Source organism: Sphingobium ummariense RL-3 (assembly GCF_000447205.1).
GTDB classification, from domain to species: domain Bacteria; phylum Pseudomonadota; class Alphaproteobacteria; order Sphingomonadales; family Sphingomonadaceae; genus Sphingobium; species Sphingobium ummariense.
This window is the reverse complement of sequence record NZ_AUWY01000120.1, coordinates 157,867-182,373: the sequence shown is the minus strand read 5'-3', so window position 1 is coordinate 182,373 and position 24,507 is coordinate 157,867. Positions and strand designations below refer to the sequence as shown.

Annotated in this window: 23 protein-coding genes; 11 read left to right on the top strand and 12 right to left on the bottom strand. The window is 67.7% G+C overall.

The window, feature by feature from the left end; genetic code table 11:
- Positions 1-21: 21 nt before the first annotated feature.
- On the bottom strand, positions 22-459 hold the full coding sequence (locus M529_RS43610; RefSeq protein WP_021319530.1) for a DNA polymerase III subunit chi: 438 nt from the start codon (positions 457-459) through the stop codon (positions 22-24).
- Positions 459-1,904 carry a leucyl aminopeptidase gene (locus M529_RS43605; protein WP_021319529.1) on the bottom strand — a complete coding sequence of 482 codons (1,446 nt, stop codon included), beginning with the start codon at positions 1,902-1,904 and terminating at the stop codon, positions 459-461. The genes M529_RS43610 and M529_RS43605 overlap by 1 nt, the downstream gene beginning before the upstream one ends.
- A 198-nt stretch (positions 1,905-2,102) precedes the next feature.
- On the opposite strand from M529_RS43605, the gene M529_RS43600 reads away from it, so the two are divergent.
- The 4 genes from M529_RS43600 (at position 2,103) to rsmA (ending at position 7,731) form a co-directional block, all read left to right on the top strand.
- A complete protein-coding gene (locus M529_RS43600; protein ID WP_021319528.1) occupies positions 2,103-4,358 on the top strand; it encodes an LPS-assembly protein LptD in 2,256 nt (751 codons plus the stop codon).
- Between the two features lie 87 nt (positions 4,359-4,445).
- Complete coding sequence (locus M529_RS43595) at positions 4,446-5,831, top strand: peptidylprolyl isomerase (protein ID WP_021319527.1); 1,386 nt, start codon at positions 4,446-4,448, stop codon at positions 5,829-5,831.
- The gene (gene pdxA / locus M529_RS43590; protein ID WP_031295458.1) at positions 5,809-6,834 is read left to right on the top strand and encodes a 4-hydroxythreonine-4-phosphate dehydrogenase PdxA; all 1,026 of its coding nucleotides are present in this window, start codon (positions 5,809-5,811) and stop codon (positions 6,832-6,834) included. Before M529_RS43595 ends, pdxA begins: the two co-directional genes overlap by 23 nt.
- Before the next feature lie 27 nt (positions 6,835-6,861).
- Entirely contained in the window at positions 6,862-7,731 is an 870-nt protein-coding gene (gene rsmA / locus M529_RS43585; protein WP_021319525.1) for a 16S rRNA (adenine(1518)-N(6)/adenine(1519)-N(6))-dimethyltransferase RsmA, read from the top strand.
- Here the strand turns inward: rsmA and M529_RS43580 are convergent.
- Entirely contained in the window at positions 7,728-8,459 is a 732-nt protein-coding gene (locus tag M529_RS43580) for a DUF4230 domain-containing protein (protein WP_031295457.1), read from the bottom strand. The two genes, rsmA and M529_RS43580, sit on opposite strands and share 4 nt — an antisense overlap.
- Positions 8,444-9,322 (bottom strand): MBL fold metallo-hydrolase, encoded by an 879-nt coding sequence (locus M529_RS43575; protein WP_021319523.1) that lies wholly within the window; start codon positions 9,320-9,322, stop codon positions 8,444-8,446. Before M529_RS43575 ends, M529_RS43580 begins: the two co-directional genes overlap by 16 nt.
- 92 nt (positions 9,323-9,414) lie before the next feature.
- On the opposite strand from M529_RS43575, the gene M529_RS43570 reads away from it, so the two are divergent.
- From M529_RS43570 to M529_RS43555, 4 genes are all read left to right on the top strand, one after another.
- Positions 9,415-10,311, top strand: coding sequence for a tyrosine recombinase XerC (locus M529_RS43570; protein WP_021319522.1), 897 nt, complete (start codon positions 9,415-9,417; stop codon positions 10,309-10,311).
- Positions 10,312-10,434: 123 nt separating this feature from the next.
- Entirely contained in the window at positions 10,435-12,030 is a 1,596-nt protein-coding gene (locus M529_RS43565; protein ID WP_021319521.1) for a toll/interleukin-1 receptor domain-containing protein, read from the top strand.
- A 2-nt stretch (positions 12,031-12,032) separates the two neighbouring features.
- Positions 12,033-12,512: a nucleotide synthetase gene (locus M529_RS43560; protein WP_021319520.1), complete on the top strand. Its 480-nt coding sequence runs from the start codon at positions 12,033-12,035 to the stop codon at positions 12,510-12,512.
- Positions 12,513-12,527: 15 nt separating this feature from the next.
- Positions 12,528-14,003: a TRAFs-binding domain-containing protein gene (locus tag M529_RS43555; RefSeq protein ID WP_021319519.1), complete on the top strand. Its 1,476-nt coding sequence runs from the start codon at positions 12,528-12,530 to the stop codon at positions 14,001-14,003.
- A gap of 4 nt (positions 14,004-14,007) precedes the next feature.
- Here the strand turns inward: M529_RS43555 and M529_RS43550 are convergent, their stop codons facing one another.
- Positions 14,008-14,685: a Crp/Fnr family transcriptional regulator gene (locus tag M529_RS43550; protein ID WP_021319518.1), complete on the bottom strand. Its 678-nt coding sequence runs from the start codon at positions 14,683-14,685 to the stop codon at positions 14,008-14,010.
- A gap of 410 nt (positions 14,686-15,095) precedes the next feature.
- Here M529_RS43550 and M529_RS43545 point away from each other — a divergent pair, with 410 nt between their 5' ends.
- Positions 15,096-17,006 carry a CocE/NonD family hydrolase gene (locus M529_RS43545; RefSeq protein WP_031295453.1) on the top strand — a complete coding sequence of 637 codons (1,911 nt, stop codon included), beginning with the start codon at positions 15,096-15,098 and terminating at the stop codon, positions 17,004-17,006.
- 22 nt (positions 17,007-17,028) lie between these two features.
- On the opposite strand, the gene M529_RS43540 is transcribed toward M529_RS43545, so the two are convergent.
- From M529_RS43540 to rsmI, 5 genes are all read right to left on the bottom strand, one after another.
- Positions 17,029-17,565, bottom strand: a complete 537-nt coding sequence (locus tag M529_RS43540; RefSeq protein ID WP_021319516.1) for a PPC domain-containing DNA-binding protein — start codon at positions 17,563-17,565, stop codon at positions 17,029-17,031.
- Positions 17,566-17,660: 95 nt separating this feature from the next.
- The gene (locus tag M529_RS43535; protein WP_021319515.1) at positions 17,661-18,287 is read right to left on the bottom strand and encodes a DedA family protein; all 627 of its coding nucleotides are present in this window, start codon (positions 18,285-18,287) and stop codon (positions 17,661-17,663) included.
- A gap of 115 nt (positions 18,288-18,402) precedes the next feature.
- A complete protein-coding gene (gene gshB / locus M529_RS43530) occupies positions 18,403-19,377 on the bottom strand; it encodes a glutathione synthase (protein ID WP_021319514.1) in 975 nt (324 codons plus the stop codon).
- A gap of 109 nt (positions 19,378-19,486) precedes the next feature.
- The gene (locus tag M529_RS43525) at positions 19,487-19,840 is read right to left on the bottom strand and encodes a YraN family protein (RefSeq protein WP_021319513.1); all 354 of its coding nucleotides are present in this window, start codon (positions 19,838-19,840) and stop codon (positions 19,487-19,489) included.
- Positions 19,833-20,678 (bottom strand): 16S rRNA (cytidine(1402)-2'-O)-methyltransferase, encoded by an 846-nt coding sequence (gene rsmI, locus M529_RS43520; RefSeq protein WP_021319512.1) that lies wholly within the window; start codon positions 20,676-20,678, stop codon positions 19,833-19,835. Before rsmI ends, M529_RS43525 begins: the two co-directional genes overlap by 8 nt.
- Positions 20,679-20,689: 11 nt before the next feature.
- Here rsmI and M529_RS43515 point away from each other — a divergent pair, with 11 nt between their 5' ends.
- Positions 20,690-21,895 carry a penicillin-binding protein activator gene (locus M529_RS43515; protein ID WP_021319511.1) on the top strand — a complete coding sequence of 402 codons (1,206 nt, stop codon included), beginning with the start codon at positions 20,690-20,692 and terminating at the stop codon, positions 21,893-21,895.
- Between the two features lie 7 nt (positions 21,896-21,902).
- Here the strand turns inward: M529_RS43515 and M529_RS43510 are convergent, their stop codons facing one another.
- Positions 21,903-22,676 (bottom strand): ABC transporter ATP-binding protein, encoded by a 774-nt coding sequence (locus tag M529_RS43510; protein WP_021319510.1) that lies wholly within the window; start codon positions 22,674-22,676, stop codon positions 21,903-21,905.
- Entirely contained in the window at positions 22,670-23,632 is a 963-nt protein-coding gene (locus tag M529_RS43505; RefSeq protein ID WP_031295450.1) for a FecCD family ABC transporter permease, read from the bottom strand. Before M529_RS43505 ends, M529_RS43510 begins: the two co-directional genes overlap by 7 nt.
- Before the next feature lie 80 nt (positions 23,633-23,712).
- Here M529_RS43505 and M529_RS43500 point away from each other — a divergent pair, with 80 nt between their 5' ends.
- A complete protein-coding gene (locus M529_RS43500; RefSeq protein ID WP_021319508.1) occupies positions 23,713-24,507 on the top strand; it encodes an ABC transporter substrate-binding protein in 795 nt (264 codons plus the stop codon).

The following is a 24,507-nucleotide window of genomic DNA, read 5'->3' as shown; positions in this document are numbered from 1 at the left end:
AGCCGTTAACCGTGCCGTGGCTCAGGGGCCTTGCACCCATTTGCGCCCTTCCTGCCGCCAGAAGCGGGGAGTGACGCCTTCCCGCTTCGCCAGCGCCCGCCAGCTCGCCCTAGCGCCCTCGATCGTCACGGCATCGAAGAAATAGAAGGCCCGCTCGAATCCCAGTGCCTCCTCGCGCCAGAGTCCGTCCACCAGGGCGATGTGCCGCGCCCCGTTCACCGCCGAGCAGTCGCGCGCCAGCAGCACGGGCTGCACCGCATCCCGCCCCTCTCCCGCGCGGCCATGCGCAAGGAAGCTTTCGGGCGGCCCGGCCCACAGCCCCGCGGAGATTCGCTCCAGCTGCTCCGGATCGTCGGCCACCACCAGCAGCCGTTCCCCCATCCCCAGGATGCGCGCCGCGATGGCGGGCAGCACCTGGTCGACCGGATCGCGGCTCAGCTGGTAGAAGTCGACCTGCATCAGACCTCGAACTTGTCGGCGATGAAGCGGTCGAGCAGCCGCACGCCATAGCCGGTCGCGCCCTTGTCCCACGTAGCGCCAGGCTTGTCCGCCCACACCATGCCGGCGATGTCGAGATGCGCCCATTTGACGCCGTCGTCGACGAAGCGCTTGATGAACTGCGCCGCGGTGATCGACCCGGCGAAGCGCGGCCCGATATTCTTCATGTCAGCGATCGGGCTGTCGATCAGCTTGTTGTAGGCGTCGGACAGCGGGAAGCGCCACAGCGGATCGCCCGCCGCCTTGCCCGCCGCGATCAGATCGTCCGCCAGTCCGTCGTCGTTGGAGAAGATCCCGGCATATTCATTGCCCAGCGAAACGATCATCGCGCCGGTCAGGGTCGCGAGGTCGACGATGATCTCCGGCGCGTAGGTCTTCTGCGCCCAGGTGATCGCATCGCACAGCACCAGCCGCCCTTCGGCGTCGGTGTTCAGCACCTCGATCGTCTGGCCGGACATCGACGTCACGATATCGCCGGGACGCTGGGCATTACCGTCGGGCATGTTCTCGACCAAACCGCAGATGCCGACGACCCGCGCCTTCGCCTTGCGCAGCGCCAGGGCCTTCATCGCGCCGGCGACCGCGCCCGCGCCGCCCATGTCCCACTTCATGTCCTCCATGCCGGGGCCGGGCTTCAGCGAAATGCCGCCGGTGTCGAAAGTCACGCCCTTGCCGACGAAGACCACGGGCTTGTCCTGCGCACCGCCGGTGCCGTCCCATTCCATCGCGATCAGGCGCGGCTCGCGCGCCGATCCCTGCGCGACGCCCAGCAGAGCACCCATTCCCAGCTCCGCCATCGCCGCCTTGTCCAGCACGGTGATCCGAATGCCCAGCTCCTCCAGCGGGCGGCAGCGCTCGACGAAGCTTTCGGGATAGAGGATGTTTGCCGGCTCGGACACCAGCTCGCGGGTGAACGCGACGCCCCCCGCCACCGCCGACTGCCGCTCCCAGAGGTCGGCGCCGTCCGCCGACACGATCGTGATCTTCGCTAGCGTCGGCTTCGCCTTTTCCGGCTGGCGCGTGCGATAGGTGTCGATCCGCCAGCCGCGCAGCAGAGCGCCCAGCGCCAGCCGGGCGGCATCCTCGCCGCTCGCGCCACCGGGGAATTCGACCGCGGCATGAGCGGCGCCGCTCGTCAGCAGCTTCGCTGTCAGTGCCGCGCCGGCGCGTTCGTAGTCGCTCTCGCCGCCGCTTCCCGTGCCGATCAGCAGCACGCGGACAACCTTTCCACCCTCCTCCACGAAGCTTTCGAAGCTCGTTCCCGCATCTCCCGCGAAGCGGTTCGCCGCGGCGCCGGCCGCCAGCGTAGCGGCCGCAGCCACCGGCAGCGCATCGACGCTGCCCTTGGGCAGGGCAAAGACCAGGGTGTCGGCATCGGGGCGGACCGGGTTGAACGCGATTTCCATCAAGGGGCCTTTTCTCTTCGGCTGGTGGGTGGTGATGCTAGGCAGATAGTGCGGCTTTCCCCGTCTGGCAAAGGCGTTCGACCGATTTCCACGCAGTGTCGCGCCGCGAAAGATTGCGGCGCGCCGCAAGCAATGCGATAGGCGGACCAAGAAAGCGCCCCCAAAGAGGCCCACCCCTTGCCGAAGACCTGTCTTTCCTTGCCCCTGAAATGCTTCCTGTTCGCGGGCGCAGCCAATCTGTACCTGGTCGCCGCCCACGCGCAGCAGGCGCCCGAACCTGTGCTGAACGAGCCGCAGATCACGGTCGCCCCGCCCGACGCACCGGTCCCGGACAATGACGACGAGATCGGCTTTGCCGCCGACAAGCTGGAATATGACAGCAATACGGAGATCGTGACCGCCAGCGGCAACGTCCAGCTGCTGCGCCAGGGCAACCGCCTGCGCGCCGACAATGTCGTGTGGAATCGCAACAACGGGAAGGTGGAGGCGCAGGGCAATGTGTCCGTCACCGATCCGGACGGCAACACGGCCTATGGCGACCGCTTCGACGTCACCGACACGCTGAAGGACGGTGCGGTCGACAACATGCTGCTGGTGCTCCAGTCCGGCGGCCGCCTTGCCTCGGTAAAGGGCGAGCGCGTCAACGGGGTCTATACGCTGCACCATGCCGCCTATACCGGCTGCGCGGTCGAGGATAGCGACGGTTGCCCGAAAGAGCCGACCTGGCAGATCAATGCGGTGAAGGTCATCTACGACCCCACGCGCGAGCGGGTCACCTATACCCGCGCGAATATCGAACTGTTCGGCCTGCCGCTGATCCCGCTGCCCGGCCTGTCGCATCCTGTGGGCGACAATGGCGGCAGCGGCCTGCTGATGCCCAACCTGCGCTACGACCGGGTCAACGGGTTCGAGGTCGCGCTGCCCTATTATTTCAAGCTTGCCCCCAATCGCGACCTCACCATCACGCCGCATGTCTATTCCGACACGCTGCCGATGCTGGAAACCAACTTCCGACACCTTCTGGACCGGGGCGCCTATCAGATCACCGGCTATGTCACGCACGGGCGCCGCGTCGGCATCGGCGAGACGTCGCCGGGCTCTACGCTGCCGGCCGAATCGCAGAAGGATTTCCGCGGCTATGTTGACGCCAGCGGCGGATTGCAGCTGACGCCGGAATGGAGCGTCAACGGGTCGGTCCGGGTGACGAGCGACCGCACCTTCCTGCGCCGCTACGACATCAGCCGCGACGATCGCCTCCGGTCCACCCTGGGCACGCAGCGGATCGGCGAGAACAGCTATTTCTCGCTTGCCGGCTGGGCGGTCCAGACCCTGCGGCAGGGCGATTCGCAGGGCCAGACGCCGATTGCGCTGCCCGTGATCGACTATCGCCTGCGCATGACCGATCCCCTGCTCGGCGGCCGCGTACAGTTTCAGGCGAACAGCCTCGCGATTACCCGCACCGCCGGGCAGGATACCCAACGCGCCTTCGCCGCGTTCGAATGGAACCTGCGCAAGCTGACGGGGCTGGGCCAGGAGGTGACCTTCACCACCTATCTGCGCGGAGATGTCTATCACAGCGGCGACAATGAACTGACCGACACGCTCAGCTATCGCGGGCAGCGCGGCTGGCAGGCGCGCGGCATCGCGGCGGCGGCGATCGACCTGCGCTGGCCCTTCATGGGCGAGGCGTTCGGCGGCGTCCAGCGCATCACGCCGCGCATCCAGATCGTGGGCGCGCCGAAGCTCGCCAACCTGTCGCTCCCCAATGAGGATGCGCGCGCGGTCGACCTGGAAGACAGCAACCTTTTCGCGCTCAACCGCTTTTCGGGCTACGACCGGTTCGAGGACAGTTCCCGCGTAACCTATGGCCTCGAATACAACCTCACGCTGTCCGACTTCTCGCTCGACAGCAATATCGGCCAGAGCTACCGGCTCGACACGCGGCCGAGCATCCTGCCCGAGGGGACCGGTCTAACCGGTCGTCTGTCCGACATCGTCGGCCGCACCACCATCCGCTACAAGGATTTCGTTGGCTTCACCCACCGTTTCCGGGTGGACAAGGACAGCCTGGCCGTCCGCCGCAACGAGATCGATGCGACCGTGGGGAGCCGCAAGACCTATGCAATGGTCGGCTATCTGCGCCTGAACCGCGACGCCGGAGCCGGCCTGGAGGACCTGCAGGATCGCGAGGAGCTGCGGCTCGGCGGCCGTGTCCAGTTCGCCCGCTTCTGGTCCGTTTTCGGCTCGACCGTCATCGACCTGACCGACGCGCAGGAGGATCCGGTCTCCGTCTCGGACGGCTATGAACCAGTGCGCCACCGCCTGGGCGTCGCCTATGAGGACGACTGCCTGACGATCGGCCTCACCTGGCGTCGCGACTATCTGACCAACGGCGACGCGCGAAAGGGTAACAGCTTCCAGCTACGACTCGCTTTTCGCAATCTTGGCATATAAGGAACAGCGTCCCCTTCCGCCGCTCAGGGCCGGTTAAGGCGGATCGGCGCATCACCCGCCGGTTCGTATTGGAGAGTTTTGTCGACGATGCAGCCTGTCGTTTCCGTGTTCCCCTCGCTTGGCACGTCCGTCCGCCGGGGCCTGCGCACCGTGCTCCTTGCTTCACTGATCGCCGGAACGGCGCTGGACGGCGTGGCGGCGCAGACCGTGGACGACGACGGCGGCGTGCAGACGCAGCAGCTCAACCTGCCGGGTGATCTCACCATCTTCGGCAAGAGCGATCCCAACGTCCGCAAGGCGACCGCGATCGTGAACGGCCGCATCATCACCGGCACGGACGTCGACCAGCGCCTGGCCCTCATCATCACCGCAAATGGCGGCAAGGTGTCGGACGAGGAGAAGGAGCGGCTGCGCGTGCAGGTGCTGCGCAACCTGATCGATGAAACGCTCCAGATCCAGGAAGCCGCCGCCAACGACATCAAGATCGACCCGGCGGAAATCAACCAGAGCTATGAGCGCGTGGCGGCCAATTTCCGCCAGTCGCCCACCCAGTTCGACCAGTATTTGCGCACGCAGGGCAGCTCGCCCGCCAGCATCAAGCGCCAGATCGAAGGCGAGCTCGCCTGGAGCCGCCTGCTCCGCCGCAACATTCAGCCTTTCGTCAACGTGTCGGAAGAAGAGGTGAAGTCGGTGGTCGACCGCCTCAACGCGGCGAAGGGCAGCGACGAATATCGCATCGGCGAGATCTACCTATCGGCCACGCCGGAGAATATGGACCAGATCACCGCCAATGCGCGGAACATCATCGAACAGATCAAGCAGGGCGGCAGCTTCCAGGCCTATGCCCGGCAGTTCTCCGAGGCATCGACCGCTGCGGTCGGCGGCGACCTTGGCTGGGTCCGCCCCGCCCAGCTTCCGGAGGAACTGGCGCAGGCGGCCGCGGAGATGCAGGTCGGCCAGATCGCAGGGCCGATCCCGGTCGCGGGCGGCGTTTCGCTGATCTACGTCATGGACAAGCGCAAGGTGCTGACCGCCGATCCGCGCGATGCGCTGCTCAGCCTGAAGCAGCTTTCCGTCAATTTTCCGACCGGCACCACCAAGGAGCAGGCGAGCCAGAAGGCCGCCGCCTTCGCCGCCGCGATCAAGGAGATCAAGGGCTGCGGCCAGGCGAACGAGGTCGGCGGCCGCATCGGCGCGGATGTCGTCGACAACGACAATGTGAAGCTGCGCGACCTGCCGCCGCAGCTTCAGGACATCCTGCTCAACCTCCAGGTCGGCGAGGCGACCCCGCCCTTCGGCTCGATCACCGACGGCGTGCGCGTGCTCGTCGTGTGCGGCCGCGACCAGGCGCCCGACGCCAACGCCCCCAGTTCGGAACAGATCATGGCGCAGATGGAGGAGGAGCGGGTCAACAAGCGTGCGCGCATCTACCTGCGCGACCTGCGGCGCGATGCGGTCATCGATTATAACTGACGCCCCCCATTCCGTCCCCTTCGCGGTGACACTGGGCGATCCGGCTGGCATCGGGCCGGAGATCGTCGCGAAATCCTGGGTCATGCGCGAAGCGTGGGGACTACCCCCCTTCTTCGCGATCGGCGATCCCGCATCGCTGCGCGCCGTCTGGTCCGGACCGGTCGCCGTTATCGAAACCCCGACACAGGCCGCGGCCGCCTTCCCCCACGCCCTGCCCTGCCTGAAGGTCGCCGATGCGGGGGAGGTCGTGCCCGGCGTCCCCAGCACCGATGGCGCCCGCACCGCCTTCCAGGCGCTGGAGGTGGCGGTCGGCCTGGCCCGCGCCGGATCGGCGGCAGGCTTGGTCACGGCGCCCGTCGGCAAGGAACAGCTCTACGGCGTCGGCTTCACCCATCCCGGCCAGACCGAATTCGTCGCCGAACGCTGCGGCGTTTCCCCGCAAAACGCCGTGATGATGCTCGCCGGCCCCTCGCTCAAGGTCGTGCCGGTCACCATCCACATCCCGCTTGCGGAGGTGCCCGCTGCCCTCACCGTCGATCTGATCCGCGCCCGCGCGCTCACCACGGTGAAGGGGCTGCAGCGCAATTTCGGTATTGCCCGCCCCCGCCTCGTCGTCGCGGGGCTGAACCCCCATGCGGGCGAAGGCGGCGCGCTCGGCCGCGAGGAGATAGAGGTCATCCGTCCCGCCGTGGAGTCCCTGCGGGAAGAGGACATGGACATCGTCGGCCCGCTCGCCGCCGACACGTTGTTCCACGCGCGCGCGCGCCAGACCTATGACGCGGCGCTCTGCATGTACCACGATCAGGCGTTGATCCCGATCAAGACGCTGAACTTCGACGAGGGCGTCAACATCACGCTGGGCCTGCCGATCGTGCGCACGTCGCCCGACCATGGCACCGCCTTCGGCATCGCCGGCACGGACAGCGCCAATCCCGGCGCGATGGTGGCCGCGCTCAAGATGGCGGCCGAAGCCGCCCGATCCCGTCTCGCCTATGCCGGCTGAGGCAGATGTGATCAGGCCGCGCCAATCATGACCAGCCCCGTCCGCCCGTCTCTTCCCCCGCTCCGCGAGGTCATCGCCGCGCACGGCCTTCAGGCCAGCAAGGCGCTGGGCCAGAATTTCCTGCTGGACGAACAATTGCTGGACCGCATCGCGGCCATCCCCGGCGACCTTCGCGACAGGCCCGCCTTCGAGGTCGGCCCGGGTCCGGGCGGTCTCACCCGCGCGATCCTGCGCGCCGGGGCCCGTCTCGTCGCGGTCGAGCGCGACGAGCGCTGCCTTCCGGCGCTGGCCGAACTGGCAGAGGCGTTTCCCGGCCAGCTCCGTGTCCTGTCCGGCGACGCCATGCAGGTGGATGCGCGCACGGAGGCCGGCGAGGGCGCGCATATCATCGCCAATCTTCCCTATAATGTGGGTACGGCGCTGCTGATCGGCTGGCTCTCGGCCGACTGGAATCCGCTTCCCTGGTGGTCCAGCCTCACGCTGATGTTCCAGATGGAGGTGGCCGAACGCATCGTCGCCCGGCCCGGCGGCGACCATTATGGCCGCCTCGCCGTCCTCGCCCAATGGCGCGGCGACGCGCGCATCGCGATGAAGGTCCACCGCAGCGCCTTCACCCCGCCGCCCAAGGTCATGTCGGCGGTGGTCCACATCACGCCGAAGCCGGCACCCGAGGGCGTCGAACTCAAGCATCTCGAACGGCTCACCGCCGCAGCTTTCGGCCAGCGCCGCAAGATGCTCCGCCAGAGCCTCAAGGGCCTACCCGGCGCGCTCGACGCGCTGGAGACGGTGGGCATAGACCCCCAGCGCCGCGCGGAAACGGTCAGCGTCGAGGAATTCGTCGAAGTGGCGCGCGCGCTGGGAAGCCAGTCGGCATCGCGTTCCGGCGCGGGCGCCTAGTTCCCGTTTTTCTGCCGCTTGTCCCGCTCGTCCAGCACCTGGTTGATCGGGGTAGTGACATCCCACCGCTCCCGGTTCGCTCCCTCCCGCTCGAGCGGAAAAGTCACCAGCACGCGGGCATCGCCATAGCCCATCGCGTCCAGCGGCGCGCGCATCAGCTTCGAAAGCGCGGCGCGTCCATATTCGCGCGCCTGCGCCATGCGCTCGGGCGACCGGGCGGATGCGCCGACCCGCGCCTGCGCATGGGCGGAGGTGCGGCGACTCAGTTCCTCGCCCGCCTGCCGCGTCACGAACAGCCCGTTGGTGCGGACCAGCGTGCGACGGCTCTCGTCGATATTGGGCTTGCCCGGCTTCACATCGGGCGCGTTGACGATCAGGGTGCGTGTCTGCGCATTCCATTCCAGGTCGTCCGGACCAAGGGCGCCGACCTCGACGAAATAGTCGACGGAGAAAGGCATCTTCACGACCTGGTCGGACTTCAGCAGGCCGAAGCCCCTCACGTCCTGCGCCGTGCTCTGGATCGTGCCGCTCAGTTCGGAGACCTTGAGGCTGCTGGTGCCCGCGATCCTCTCGGCGATGACCTTCGTCACGGCCGATCCGTCTTCCTCGACCGCCACCACATAGTCGCGATTGTAGCGCTGCCAGCCGACCAGCATCGCCGCACCGACCGCAAGGATCAGGAGCGCGACCGCAATCGCGAGGCCATGCCGCTTCAACGCATCTGCCATCGCCCGTCTCCCAGCGGCCCGGCCATGCCGCGCTGATCCAGGTCGATCAGATGCGCCAGGACCGATCGCCCGGCGGCACCATGCAGGCGTGGGTCGATGCCCCGGTACATTTCCGACACCATGTCCGGAATCCCGCTGGCGCCGTTGCGCGTCAGGTAGCGGATGATCTGCCCCTCGCGCTGCTTGCGATGGCCCATCATGCCGCGCACCAGCCGCTGCGGATTGTCGACCGGCTCGCCATGGGCAGGATAGTAGATCGCGTCGTCGCGGTCGGCCAGCCGCTGCATCGACCGCATATAGGCGGTCATGTCGCCATCGGGCGGCGAAATGACACTGGTGGACCAGCCCATCACATGATCGCCGGTGAACAGGGCCTTTTCCTCCGGCAGGGCGAAGCACAGATGGTTGGATGTGTGGCCGGGCGTCGCCACCGCTTCCAGCGTCCATCCCTCTCCCGTCAGCCGCTCGCCGTCCGCGAGTACCCTGTCGGGCCGATAGGAGGCGTCGAACGCTGCATCTGCACGCGGTCCGTCGTCATCCAGCGTCAGCGGCGCACAGCCGATGATCGGAGCACCCGTCGCCTCGCCCAGCGGCTGCGCGGCGGGGCTGTGGTCGCGATGCGTGTGGGTGCAGAGGATCGCCACGACCTTGCGCCCGGCAATGGCGGATGTCAGCGCATCGAGATGGGCGGGTTCCGCCGGCCCGGGATCGATAACCGCCAAGTCATCGGTGCCGACCAGATAGCTCTGCGTCCCCGTATAGGTGAAGGGCGATGGATTGGGAGCCAGCACACGCCCCACCAGCGGGGACAGCGTCATCAGGATCCCGGTCGGCTGGTCGGCCGGATCGAAGGGAGCGTCCATAGGGGTCCATGTGCCCATTCGGGGAGGAAATTCAAGGGCGATTGGGGAGAGCACGCATTCCCAACCGCTGGCCGTTCCCCTAAAAGGGGGCCATGGCCGCTGACATCATCGAAAGCTGGCGCCGACATCTGGCGCTCGACCGACGACGGTCGACGCACACGGTGCGCGCTTATGTGGCGACGGCGGAGCGGCTGGCGGCCTTTCTGACAGAACATCGGGGCGAGGCAGTGAGCGCGGCGACACTGGCCACGCTTGGCCAGGCGGACCTGCGTGCTTTTCTCACTCACCGGCGGCTGGACGGGATCGGCAATGTCTCGGCCGCCCGGGAGCTATCGGCCGTGCGGGGCTTCCTGAAGTTCGTCGGCGGCGAGGATGGGCGGCTGCCGCAGTTGAAGGGCCCGCGGGTCAAGCGAGGCCTGCCTCGCCCTATCTCCCCCGACGAGGCGGTGGCGCTCGCCGGCGACATTGCCGAGACGGCGCGAGAGCCCTGGATCGGCGCGCGCGATTGGGCCGTGCTGCTGCTGCTCTATGGCGCCGGGCTGCGCATCGGCGAAGCGATGGGGCTGACCGGCGCGGTGCTCCCGCTGGGCGAGACGCTGCGCGTGACCGGAAAGCGCAACAAGACGCGCATCGTGCCGCTGCTGCCCCAGGTGCGCGACGCGATCGATCGTTATGTCGCACTCTGTCCCTTTCCCATGGGAAGGGAGGACGCTCTGTTCCGCGGCGCACGGGGCGGGCCGCTCTCCCCCGCGCTGGTCCGCCGCGCCGTCCAGGGCGCGCGTGGACGGCTCGGCCTGTCGGAGCGCACGACACCCCATGCGCTGCGCCACAGCTTCGCGACGCACCTGCTGGGGCGCGGCGCCGACCTGCGTTCGCTGCAGGAATTGCTCGGCCATGCCAGCCTGTCCTCGACCCAGGTCTATACCCAGGTGGACGCCGCGCATCTGCTGGACGTCTATCGGCACGCCCACCCCCGCGCCGGCGGCTGACCAGAGGCGGTTCCGCCACCCTTTCCGCGCCCGCTTCCATGATTCCCCTCGCCTTGGCGCGTCGAAAGGTGCATCCATCGCAGCGGGGAATTGGGGGCATGATCCAGTGACGGTGTGGCCGGCATGACGGGGAGCAGCATCGGCGATGACGCCGCGGACCGTCGCCGGTACCGGGCCTTCCTCAGCTACAGCCATGCCGATGAGCGTTTCGCCGCCCGCCTCCATCGCTGGCTCGAAACCTATCGCCTGCCTTCCCGCCTTGCCGGTTCACCTTCTCCGCGTGGCCCGGTACCGCGGCGGCTCGCGCCGATCTTTCGCGACCGGGCCGAGCTTCCCGCCGCCTCCAGCCTTGACCGGGAAGTCCGCCTGGCGCTGTCGCAGTCCGACGCGCTGCTCGTACTCTGCTCGCCCGCGGCCAAGGCATCGCGATGGGTCGATGCCGAAATCGCGCTGTTCCGGGAGCTTCATCCCGATCGTCCCGTCATCGCCGCGCTGATCCAGGGCGAGCCTGCCGATAGCTTCCCCCCGGCATTGCTGGCGCGCGACCCCGACGGCGTCGAGCAGGAGCCGATCGCTGCCGATTTCCATCCCGACCGGGACGGCGCGAAGCTCGCGCGGCTGAAGATCGTCGCCGGGCTGACCGGCGTCGCGCTGGACCAGATCATCCAGCGGGATGCGCAAAGACAGTTGCGGCGCGTGATCGGCGTCACGTTTTTGCTGGTCCTTCTTGCCCTATTCATGGCGCTGATGCTGGTCTTCGTGGCGCGTGCGCGGAGCGAGGCGGAAAAGCAGCGCCAGCAGGCCGAAGGACTGATCGAATTCATGCTCACCGACCTGCGGGAGAAACTGGAGGGGGTGGGCCGGCTCGACGTTCTTCAGACCGTGAACAAGCGGGCGCTGGGCTATTATGCGGAGCAGCCGGACCTGTCCGCCCTGCCCGCCGATTCGCTGGAGCGGCGCGCACGCATCCTGCAGGCAATGGGTGCGGACGATTTCAAGCGCGGCGACGCGGCCGGCGCCCTGGCGCAGTTCGCGGAGGCCTATCGCGTGACGGCTGCGCTGCGGGCCGCCGACCCCGACGATCCCAAGCGGCTGTTCGCCCATGCGCAAAGCGAGTTCTGGCTGGGCTATGTCGACTTCATGCGGAACCGGTATGACGCCGCGCTGCCGCGTTTCCGTTCCTATCAGTCGCTCGCGCAGCAACTCGTCAGGCAGGAGCCGGGCAACCGCGCCTATTGGCGGGAACTGGGCTATGCGCAGGGCAATATCTGCACCATCGCGGTGACCCGGAATGCGGGCGCGCAGGCGCTGAAGGACTGCAGCGCCGCGCTGGCGACCATGGAGCGCGTCCATCGCATGGCCCCCGGCGATCCTGACATCGCCGCCGACCTCGCCAACCGCCACGCGTGGATGGCCGACGCGCTGCGGCTGCAGGGCGAAGATGCCGCCGCTCTTCAGCAACGCAAGCGGCAGGGGGAAATCCTCCAGTCGCTGCTCAAGGACGACCCGAAGAATGCGGGCTATCTGCAGGACTGGATGCTTGCCCGCTATTCGATGTCGAAGCTTCTTCACGCGCTGGGCGAGACGCAGCGGGCGGAGATGCTGCGGGCGGAGGCACGGGAGGATGTGGACCGGCTGGTCGCATCCGATCCGGACAACAACGACTGGCGTGTCTGGCAGCGCAAGCTGACCAGGCCGCTGGCTAATCGAAGGGAGTGACCATGTCGACACTGAACTATCAGCATTGCGGGCTGGCCCCGCAGTTCCCGCTGGGCGTCGCGGATGACAAGCCGATCCGCTTCCACGTCACCCTGAAGGCTCAGAACGACCGGATCGTGCTGCGCTTCGAACAGCCCGACGTGCCCGGCCGCGACTACATCGCCATCAAGAAGGATTCCATCGTGGAAATCGTTCTGAAGGGCGACCAGCTCTATTTCTCCAAGGACATCGATGGCATCACGACCAAGCAGCCACTCGCTTCCTTTTACGGCGGGCTGGAATATGATGGCTATGACGAGAAGCTGGATCGCTACAAGATCGCCCGCTTCCGCGCACGCTTCAACAAGGGCGGCAAATATGGCACGCGGCACGCGTTCAACGTCAATGTCGACCTGCTGCAGCTTTCGCCCTCCGGCGAGCCGCAGTGGACCGCTCTGTCGATCGACCCGGACATCAAGAATCCGCCGCCCAAGGACGACTGAGCGAGCAATGGCGGCATGATCGTTTCGGGCTTGGCGCAGATTCGCGGGATCGCGCGTGCCGGGGATACCAACCGGGCCTGGCGCATGTTCAGCGGGTCGGGGCTACTGCTGTCCGACGATCCCGAAGCGCTGAGCCTCAAGGGCAGGCTGCTGAAGGATCGCGCGCTAAGCGGCGCGCCCGCCGAACGCAGTATACTGCTGGAGGAAGCGGAAGGCGCCTATCTCGAGGCTGCGAGAGGGCGGCGTGCCACCTATCCGCTCATCAACGCGGCGACCCTCGCCTTTCTGAACGATCGGCCCGACCAAGCCCGTCTGCTGGCGCGCCGGGTGTTGACGCTGCTCGACAGCGGCGATCATGAAGCCGAAACGCGCTACTGGCTCGCCGCCACCGCCGCCGAGGCGCATCTGCTGCTGGGTGACGAGGCAGCGAGCCGCGCCGCGCTGGAGCGGGCGATGGCCGTGGCGCCCGAGGCATGGGAGGATCATGCGGCGACGCTGCGTCAGCTCCGCCAGATCCTGACGCGGACCGGGCTGCCGCCGACCCTTTTCGACCATCTGCGCCCGCCCCCCAGCCTGTATTTCAGTGGCATCATCGGCCTGCCGGAGGACGAGGCGCAGGCGCGGCGACAGATCGGCGATGCGCTGGACGCGATCCGGCCGGGGGCGGTCTTCGGCGCCCTTGCGGCCGGCGCGGACATCCTGATCGCGGAACTGGCGGTCGAACGTGGGGTGGAACTGCACGTCGTCCTGCCGACAACTCCCGACGTTTTCCGTTCGCTTTCGGTCGGAGCGTTCGGCGGTCAATGGATGCAACGCTTCAACCGCCTGGTGGAACTGGCCGCGAGCGTCGAGGCCCCACATAGCGAGACCGACCTGTCGGATGCCGCAGTGGCCAAAGGGGCGGAGATCGCCATGGGCCTGGCCCTGCGCCGCGCCAAGGCCCTGGAGACGCAGGCCATGGCCCTGCATGTGGGCCGCGGGTCCGATGCTCCCAGCCCGTCGGAAAGCCGCTGGCGGGACCGGGGCATGCCGGTTCACACCGTAACCCTGGACCAGTCGGCTCCGCGGACCGGGCGACCGCTCCCGACCGCAGTCAGTCGGGCCATACTCGCATCGGTTGCACCATTTCCTGCCGTTACCGACTCCACTCCGCCAGTGCAGCAGTCGGCAAGCGGCGTTTTCCTGATAGCCCTCGACGACCTTGGGACGGCGATGCTCCTCGCCGACCGCTTCCTTCAGGCAGCGCCCGCCAGCGGGCTGGCGCTGGAATATCGCACCTCCGCTCCTGCCGACCGGATCGATGCGGACGACGGTATGGCTGTGCTGCTCGCCCGCGCCGCACCGGCCGGCAGCGTCTGCGCGCCCTGGCCCGAAGCGGCAGCGATGGAAATCCGTGCGCCGCAGTTCCGCTTCGAAATGGCGGGCGACGTCATGACCGCCTATGGCGAATATCCTGTGGGCCATTATTATCCGACGGGCGGGGCGGACTGATCCTCTACACGATCATGTCACGCAGCATGCGCGGCGCGTGGATGACCAGCCTGCCGTCCTCTCGTTCGACAATTCCCCGCCGGATCAGCACCGCCACCGCGCGCGACGCCGTTTCCCGCGTCGTGTTCGCGCTGAGGGCCAGGGTCGTGATTCGCGGCGCTGGCATGATATGATCGCGCCCGTCCGCCAGCGCGAGCAGTTCCGAATAGACCCGCCCCGCCGCGCTGTAGGTGGAGCGAGTCGCCATCCGGTCCAGCGCCCGGTCGAGCTGGCGCGCCAGCAGTCCCGCCATGCCGGCGCCGATCTGGGCATCGGTCGCCACCAGCGCGGCGAGCGTCTGCGCCTCGGCGCGCAGGAACTGGCTGTCGACCAGAGCCTCGATCTCGGCCCGATGCTCTGTGGGCGCGGGATAGGCGCCGAAGAATTCGCCCGGGCCATGGCGCGCCAGTTGCTGGCGCTGGCCGTCAACGCCGAAGGTCTGCACCACCACACAGCCGTCAATGACGATCCAGCAATGATGCGAGGGCTCCCCCTGATGCGCCAATATCTGTTTGGCGCTTACACGCTGGGGAATGAGGACGCGGCGAAGCGATTGCGCGGACGTCCGGTCACACCGGAAGACCGTCGCAATCGCTTCGATCTGTTCCTCGCTGTCCAAAATCCCCGGCTCCCCGACGGACATGATCGCCCCTCTCCTTCCGCATAGCCAGCCTGTGGCGGAAGAAACAGCTAGGGGAGCATGATTCTGCTGAAATATGTGATCTTGATCACAGGCAGAGCCGCAACAATTCCCCTAGAGCACTCCTGCGACCCGAAGGCACTCCGCAAGGAGTGACCTCTTCCTTAGCCCGGAGGTTTCGGCCTCCGGGCTATTTTTATACCCTATCGCGTGCCTGCGGATCACGGCAGCAATGGTCGCTTTGCGTGGGGAACGGATAGTCAGTTTTCATCCTCCCCTGGAAGGGGAGGTGGCAGGCGCGGCGCGTCTGACGGAGGGGTGTCCCCCTATCGAGAGGGGCGATCACCACTGCGTGGTCCCCCTTCCCCGACATCATGCTTGACCACCCGGTGCGCAGACGCCACCGATGCGGCATGACAAAAACTCTTCGGACCGTCGCGACTGCGCTCGCCCTCGCACCGCTTGCTCTCTCCGCCCCGCATCTCGCCGCCCAGAACGCCGGATCCGGGCCTACCGATACGATGATGAACGAGCAGGTGAAGGAATATGACTGGGTCCGTCCCCAGGCCGATTTCGTCCGCCGCACGGTGATGATCCCGATGCGCGACGGCAAGAAGCTCTTCACCGTCATCGTCTTCCGCAAGGGCACCAAGGACGCGCCGGTCCTGCTCAGTCGCACCCCCTACAATGCCGACAAGGCAACCAGCCGCAATCGCAGCCAGCGGATCGAGGAAATCCTGCCCGTGATGGACGCGGAGTTCGTCAATGACGGCTATATCCGCGTCTATCAGGACGTCCGGGGGCTCGACGGGTCGGAGGGCGACTATGTCATGAACCGCCCCCTGCGCGGCCCGCTGAACCCGACCAAGGTCGATCACGCCACCGACGCCTATGACACGATCGACTGGCTGGTGAAGAATGTGAAGGAGAGCAACGGGAAGGTCGGCATCACCGGCTCCTCCTATCTCGGCTTCACCTCGCTGATGGCGCTGGTCGATCCGCATCCGGCACTCAAGGCGGCCGTGCCGCAAAGCCCCATGGTTGACGGCTGGATGGGCGACGACTGGTTCCACAACGGCGCCTTCCGCACCTTCGGCTTCGACTATGATCTCGGCCAGACGGCGAAGAAGGGGGGCGGCTCGGTGCCCAAGGGCACCGGCGACGAATATACCGCCTATCTGGAGGCCGGATCGGCCGCGGACTATGCCCGGACCTACGGGCTGTTCGACCTTCCCGTGGTGCGCAAGCTGCTGGAGCATCCCAGCTATGACGCCTGGTGGCAGGGCCAGGCGGTCGACAAGCTGCTGGCCGAGCGCAAGCTGACCGTCCCTACCATGCTGGTCGTCGGCCAGTGGGACCAGGAGGACAGCTACGGTGCCCCGGCGGTCTACCAGGCGTTGGAAAAGCAGGACACGGCCAATGACATGGTCAGCCTGGTCATCGGCCCGTGGCGCCATTCCCAGGTCAATTACGAAGCGCGCGCGCTGGGACCACTGACCTGGGAGGGCGACACCGGCCTCCAGTTCCGCACGCGCTACATGAAGCCGTTTCTCGACTGTCACCTCAAGACCAATCCGCCCCAATGCGCCACGCCGCCGGTGCTGACCTATGCGACCGGCGAGGACCGCTGGGAGGTTTCGCAGCAATGGCCGGCGGGCAACTATACCCCGCTCTATCTGGGCGCCAATTTCGGCCTGTCCTGGACGAAGCCGGAGGCGGGCAGCGACAGCTATGTTTCGGACCCCGCGAAGCCCGTGCCGATGCTGCCTCGGCCGATCCACATGCAGGGTGAGGAATGGCGCACCTGGCTGGTGCACGACCAGCGCTTCGTCGACGGCCGTCCCGACGTGCTGAGCTACACGACCGGCGTGCTCGACAAGCCGGTGCACATCAAGGGCGCGCCCAAGGTCGACCTGCGAGCGGCGACCACCGGCCGCGACAGCGACTTCGTGGTCAAGCTGATCGACGTCTATCCGCAGGAGGATTCGGCCAATCCCACCATGGCGGGCTACCAGCTCGGCATCGGCATAGAAATCTTCCGCGGCCGCTACGTCCACGGCTTCTCCAGCCCCGCGCCGCTGGAGCCCGGCAAGACCTATGCCTTCCAGTGGTCGCTGCCCAATGTCGACCATGTGTTCCTGCCGGGCCACAAGATCATGGTCCAGGTGCAGTCGAGCCTGTTCCCGCTCTACGACCGCAATCCGCAAAGCTGGGTGCCCTCCATCATGGAGGCCAAGGCAGCGGATTATGTGAAGGCGACCGAGACGATCCACCGGGGCGGCGACGCCGCCAGCGCCGTCTGGCTGCCGGTCGCGCAGGACTGACCGCAGCCCTCGGGGAAGTCGCTCAGCTGCCCGGCCGCAGCGGCTTCATCGTGCGCAGTTCGGGGAAATCCTTGCTCAGCTCACGCGTGATCGGCTCTGCGGTGGGGATGATGAAAATCTCCAGGATCAGCGAGACCGTCGCCTCGCGCAGATGACCGCCATGGGCGTTGAAGTCCGGCCCGCCCAGGACGACATGCGGGTGCACGATCGGCTTGCCGTCGAGCGTGCCCAGATTGCCGCTCAGCGACAGCACCTCCATCGACGGCTCGAATACGGTGGTGCGGTAGCGCTTGGCGTTGAGGTCGTAATAGGCGACCTCCGCCTTCTCCACCGCCCCGATGCCGGAAATGAGAGCGCCGGGAATGCGCTCCTTCTCGATGATGGCATTGAGGCTGGCGACCACAGGCTGGCCGCGATGCAGCACCAGCAGGTAACCTGTCCCGTCCTTCCGATAGTCCAGGTCGGCGGCGGTGACGGCTGCCGCGGGGGCAGCCGGCGCCGGAGCGGGAGCGCCATTGGCGGCGGCGAGGAGGAGGAATGCGGGAAGGACGGCGATCATGCAGGGGCGCTCCGGTCTCTGTCGGTCGAGCGCCAACCTAGCGGCGGGGCGAGAAAGGACAATCCCGGTTGCCCGCATGCCCACGCGATGTGGCCTCAGATGATGTCTTCCTCCGACGCCTCGTTCTTCCGGGGCCTCCAGGTGAAAAGTCGCCAGAGATAGAGAACTGCCGCCCCGACGACGCAGGCGGTCGCGACCGGTCCGACATATTTGTCGATGTCGCGGAAATTCTGCCCCAGCACATAGCCGGCATAGGCCAGGATCAGGTTCCACACCAACGCGCCGCCACCGGTCCACAGCAGGAAGCGGACATGGCCCATGCGGAAAAGCCCGGCCGGCAGGGAGATCATCGTGCGGAATGCGGGCATGAAGCGGAAGACGAAGACGACCGCTTCGCCATATTTGCCGAACAGCCGGTCCAGCACCATGACGTCGTGCCATTCCAGCGTGGCCCAGCGGCCGTAGCGGTCGACCAGCGGCTTCAGACGCCGGAAACCCAATATGTGGCCGACGAGATACCAGAAATAGTTGCCGACCACGGTGCCGAGCGTGCCCGCCACCTGCAGCCAGACCATGTCCATCCGCCCCTGTCCCACGCGGATGCCGCCGATCCCCATGATCAGCTCCGACGGGATGGGCGGAAAGACATTCTCCAGCACCATCAGCAGGAAGATGCCCCAATATCCCCCCGCGTCGATCAGGCGGAGCACCCAGTCGGTCATCGCGTCGGGCCCAACTTTGCGCCGTCATTCCAGCGTAAGCTGGAATCCCTCTTCTTCCAGTGGATGGCAGGGGGATCCCAGCTTTCGCTGGGATGACGCAACATGCACATGGATGCTAGGCCGCGGCGCGCGCGGCCAGCCGGGCGTCGATCGCGTCCCAGATCATGCCGCCGGTGTCAGTGCCGTTGAAGGCGTCGATCGACACGATGCCGGTGGGCGACGTCACATTGATCTCCGTCAGCCATTCGCCGCCGATCACGTCGATGCCCACGAACAGCAACCCGCGGCGCCTCAGTTCCGGCCCCAGCGCCTCGCAGATCTCCAGCTCTCGCTCCGTCAGCTCGGTCTTGGCGGCCGATCCGCCGACCGCCAGGTTGGAGCGGATCTCGCCCTGTCCCGGGATGCGGTTGACCGCGCCCGCCACCTCTCCATCGACCAGCACGATGCGCTTGTCGCCCTGCGCGACACCGGGGATGAAGGCCTGGACCATGAAGGGCTCGACCCATGACGCCTTGAAGAGTTCCACCAGCGCGGACAGGTTCGCGCCCGACTGCCCGACGTGGAAGACCGCATTGCCGGCATTGCCGTAGAGCGGCTTCACCACGATCTCGCCATGCTGGGCGAGGAAGCTCTTCACCTCGTCGAGGTCGCGGGTGATCATCGTCGGCGGCATGAAGCGCGCATAATCGAGCACGAATAGCTTTTCCGGCGCGTTGCGGACGCTTGCCGGGTCGTTCACCACCAGCGTTTCGGCCTGCACCCGCTCCAGCAGATGGGTCGCGGTGATGTAGCTGAGGTCGAAGGGCGGGTCCTGCCGCATCAGCACCACATCGACGTCGCGGCCGAGATCGAGCATCTCCCAGTCGCCGAAGGCGAAATGGTCCCCCTCAACCTTCTGCACCTTGACCGGCCGCGCCTTCGCCAGCACCCGCCCTTCGCGATAGGTCAGGTCGGGCGCGAGATAGTGATAGAGCCGATGCCCCCGCGCCTGCGCCGCCAGCATGATGTGGAACGTCGAATCGCCGCCGATCTTGATGCCCTCCATGGGGTCCATCTGGACGGCGACGGTCAGGGGGTTGAGTTCAGTCATGCGCTACGCTTTCCTTCTTCCGTTCGCCCTGAGCCTGTCGAAGGGCCGCACTTCTCTTCAAGAAAAGGACTGGGCTTCGACAAGCTCAGCCCGAACGGTTGGAGGTGGCTCACCCCCCATGCCAGACGTTCGCCAGATGGCGTGGCGCGCGGCCCGGCGCAAGGAGGATGACGTCGATTCGCATGTCGTCGCCCGGCTTTGCGAGGTCGTGCCACAGGATTTCCGCCGCTGCCGCGACCCGGGCCAGCCGCCGCTCGTCGATCGCCAGCGCCAGCTCCGCGCCGCTCGCACGGGCCTTCACCTCGACGAAAGCGAGCATCGATCCACGCCTCGCGACCAGGTCGACCTCGCCCGCCGGCGTGCGCATCCGCCGCCCGACGATCTGCCAGCCCTTGAGGCGCAGCCACCAGCCGGCGATTCGCTCCGCCTGCCGCCCGCGCTTCTCGGCGGCCTGCTTATTCACCCTTGATCTCCATCGCACGGGCATAGAGCGCCCGGCGATCGAGCCCCAGCTTCTTCGCCACCTCGCCCGCCGCCTTGGATACGGGCAGGCGCTCCAGCGCCTCGCGCAGCGCCGCGTCGGCATCCTCGGCACTCGCGGGCGGCGCTTCTCCGGGCGGACCGACGATGACGACGATCTCGCCCTTGGGCGGCGCGTCGGCATAGCGGGCGGAAAGCGTTGTCAGCATGCCCGTCGCGGTCTCCTCGAACGCCTTGCTGATCTCACGGCTCACCGTCGCCTCCCGGTCGCCCAGATGCTCCGCCATTGCCGCCAGGCTTTCCGACAGGCGCGGCCCGCTTTCGTAGAAGACCAGCGTGGCGCGCAGCGCCGCCACCTCGTCCAGCGCATCGCCGCGCGCCTTGGCCTTGGCGGGCAGGAAGCCCATGAACAGGAAGCGATCGGTCGGAAGCCCGGAAAGCGTCAGCGCCGCGATCGCCGCGCTGGGACCGGGCAGCGTCGTCACCTTGCGCCCGGCCGCCCGCGCGTCGCGCACCAGCTTGTAGCCGGGGTCGGAGATCAGCGGCGTGCCCGCATCCGACAGCAGCGCCACCGATTCGGCCGCCATCCGCTCGACCAATCGCGCGCGGACGCCTTCTGCGCTGTGATCGTGATAGGGGATCATCGGCCGGTCGGACCCGGCGTGGCGCAGCAGCCGTGCGCTCACCCGTGTATCTTCCACGGCGACCACATCGGCAAGGCGCAGGACTTCGGCCGCGCGGGGCGTAAGGTCTCCGAGGTTGCCGATCGGCCCCGCAACGATGTAAAGCCCGGGTTCAAGCCCAGAAGCAGCAGTTTCCATAAGGATGCCAGATGACAGAGACGGATGCCCCCCGGCAAGCGGACTTGTTCGCTTCGATGAAACGCGCCGGGCGAATCCTCTTCGCCGCGACGGCCCTGCTGGTCGCCGCCTGCCAGTCGATCGTGCCCAAGGGGCCGGCGCCGACCCAGCCCACGGCCCCCACCCAGCCGAGCGGCCCCGACGTCAGCCAGGGCCTGCCCACCGACACCGAACGGCATCGCGTTGCGCTGCTGGTGCCCATGAGCGGCTCCAATGCCGGCGTGGGCCAGTCGATCGCCAACGCGACGACCCTCGCGCTGCTCGATACCAAGGCCGACAAGGTCCGCATCACCACCTATGACACCGCACAGGGCGCCGCTGCTGCCGCCAGCCGCGCAGTGGCAGACGGCAACAAGCTGATCCTCGGACCGTTGTTGGCGGAGGACGCACGCATCGTCGGGCCGATCGCCGCGCGCGCCAACGTACCGGTGCTCAGCTTCTCCAACGATGTCAGCATCGCCGGCAGCGGCGTCTATGTCATGGGATATAATCCCAACCAGTCGATCGAGCGGGTGGTGGAGTTCGCGCGCGGCAAGGGGCTGTCCAACTTCGCCGCGCTGGTGCCCAAGGGCGTCTATGGCGAACGGTCGGACACCTCGCTGCTGCGCGCGGTCGAGCAGGCGGGCGGCACGGTGGTGTCGCTCCAGACCTTCGACCGGACGCCCGCCTCGATCAATGCCGCGGTCAAGAAACTGCAGGCCTCTTCCAGCTATGACGCGCTGCTGATCGCCGACAGCGGCCGGGTGGCGATGCAGATCGCGCCGGTGGTACGCAAGAATGGCGGCGCGACCGCGCGCCTGCTGGGTACCGAGCTGTGGAATACCGACGCGTCGCTCGCCGCCAGCCCCGTGCTGCGCGGCGCCTGGTTCGCCAGCGTGTCGGACGGGCTCTATCGCCAGCTCGCCACCAAATATCGCGCACGCTTCGGCGGCGCGCCCTTCCGTCTGTCGGCTCTCGGCTATGACGCGGTGTTGCTGACCGTGCGGATCGCGCGCGACTGGAAACCGGGCACGGTCTTCCCAGCGGCACGGCTGCGCGATCCCGGCGGCTTCGCGGGCATCGACGGCGCCTTCCGCTTCGGCCGCAACGGCATAGCGGAGCGCGCGCTGGAGGTGAGCGAGGTAGGCGCGGGCACGTTCAACGTCGTCTCCCCCGCCCCGCGCAGCTTCGGCGAATAGCCCCCGCCTAGTTCTCCAGTCGACCGACCGGCAACACCAGCGGCCAGTCGCCTTCAAGATCGATCCGCGCGGCGATGCCATAGACCCGCGCGAGATTGTCGGCTGTGAGGACATCCCGCGGCGCCCCGTCGACGACCAGGCGCCCTTCCTCCATCAGCAGCAGCCGGTCGCACCAGCGCGCTGCCATGGCAAGGTCGTGCAGCACGGTGACGACCAGCGATCCCGCCTGCGCCTCCGCCTGCAGCAACGCCATCACGTCGATCTGATGCCCCGGATCGAGCGCGGCGAGCGGCTCATCCGCAATCAGTGCCGGCGCGCCGACGGCCAGCGCCCTTGCGAGAAGCACGCGCGCCCGCTCGCCACCCGACAGCTCGGTCGCGACCCGGTCCTTAAGCGACAGCACGTCGGCGCGCACCATGGCCGCTTCGATGGCCGCCTCATCCTCGCCACGCAGGCGGGACAGCGGCCCCAGATGCGGCAAGCGACCCAGCGCCACCAGCCGCTCGACCGCCAGCGGCCAGTGCAGCGTCTGGCCCTGCGGCAGATAGGCGATACGTCGGGCGATCTCGCGCCGGTCCATTCCTTCTTTCCCGTCGATCAGCACGCGCCCGGCATCGGCGCGGATCAGGCCCAGCATGGCGCGGATCAGACTGGACTTGCCCGCTCCATTGGGGCCGATGATGCCCACCAGCCGGCCGGGCTCCAGCGTCACGTCGACGCCCCGCACTGCGGCATGGCGGCCCAGCCGCACCTCCAGCCCTTCGGTCGCGATCGTTACCATAGCCGCCGTTCCCGCATCAGGTGAACCAGGAAGACCGGCACGCCCAGGATCGCAGTCAGCACGCCCAGCTTCAACTCGCTGCTCGTCGGGATCAGCCGCACGGCGATGTCGGCGAAGGTCAGCAGCGCCGCGCCGCCCAGCAGCGAGGGCAGCAGGATCGCCGAGGGAGAGCGGTCGGTCAGCGGCCGCACCAGATGCGGCACGATCAGCCCGACAAAGCCGATCGCCCCCGACACCGCCACCGCGCCGCCGACGCCGATGGCGACGCCCAGCATCAACCGCAACCGCGCGCCCCCCAGGTCGATCCCCAGCGCCTGCGCACCATCCTCTCCCAGGGTAAGCGCGTCGAGCGTGCGCCCGTCGGCAAGCAGCAGGGCCGCTCCCGCCGCCACGCAGGGCATCGCGACAAGGACATGCGCCATGCTGCGGTTTTCCAGACTGCCCATCAGCCAGGTCATGATCTCCATCGCCGCGAAGGGATTGGGGGACAGGTTGAGCGCCAGGCTGATCCCCGCACCCGCCAGGGTCGCGACGGCGATGCCCGCCAGGATCAGAGTCAGCGGGCTTTCCGCCGGACCGGCGAGCAGGAACAGCACCCCCAGCGCGACCAGCGCGGCCAGGATGGCGAGCAGCGGCAGGACCACCGGATGAAGCTGCGACAGGCCGAAATAAAGCGCCGCGACCGCCCCCAGCGCGGCCGCGTTGGAGGCGCCCAGCACCGAGGGCTCCGCGAGCGGATTGCGCAGATAGCCCTGAAGCGAAGCCCCTGCGAGGCCCAGCATCCCGCCCACGGCGATCCCCAGCACCATCCTTGGCAGGCGCAGGTCCAGCAGGATGGCCCGCGCGGTCTCGTCGCCATGGCCGGTCAGCACCGCGAGGATGCGGGCCGGCGACAAGGGAACGACGCCGAGTGCGAGCGAGCCGACCGCACCCAGAAGCAGTAGCGCGACGAGCATGGGGAGCAGCAGGGGATGGCGAACGGTCACGCTGTCCCTTCGCCTTCCGTTCTCTTCCCATGCAGGCTAAGGCCGGCACCATGCGCCGCCCGATCGCCGCCCTCGCCGCCCTGGCCCTCACCGCCGCAGCGCCCGCGCCGCCACGGCGGATCGTATCGCTCAACGTCTGCGCGGATCAGCTGGTGCTGGCGCTCGCCGATCCGGGGCAGATCGCCGCGCTCAGCGCCTATGCCCATGATCCCGAGCTTTCGGCGGCGGCGGACAAGGCCCGCGCCTTCCGATCGCTGCGCCGCCCGGCCGAGGAGGTGCTGGATATCCGCCCCGACCTGTTGGTCGGCTTTCCAGCGGGGGAAAACGCGGTCGTCGGTGCCCCGCCGGGCCGCTGGCGCACGCAGGGCGTCGCGAGCGCCGACAGCTATGCCATGATCCGCGGCCAGATCCGCGACGTCGCCCGCGCGGTCGGCCATCCCGCGCGCGGCGAGGCGCTGGTCGCGCGGATGGATCGCGATCTCGCCGCCCTGCCCCGCACCCGGCGCGGCGGGGTCGCCGCCTATTACCAGCGGCGCGGCTATATGACCGGCACGGGCACGCTGGTCGACGATCTGATGCGCCGGGCCGGCCTCACCAACCTCGCCGGCAAGCTCGGCAAGCCGGCGCTGGCGCAGGTTTCGCTGGAGGAAATGATCGCTGCGCGCCCTGACTGGCTGATGGTCGAAAGCGGCAGCGAGGCGGTGGTCGACCAGGGCACCGAGATGCTGCACCACCCCGTACTCGCCGGCATCCCGCGTATCCGGCTGCCGCAGGCGTGGACGGTCTGCGGCGGCCCCGCCTATGTGCAGGCCGCGCGCAGCATCGTCGCGCAGGCGAACCGCTGA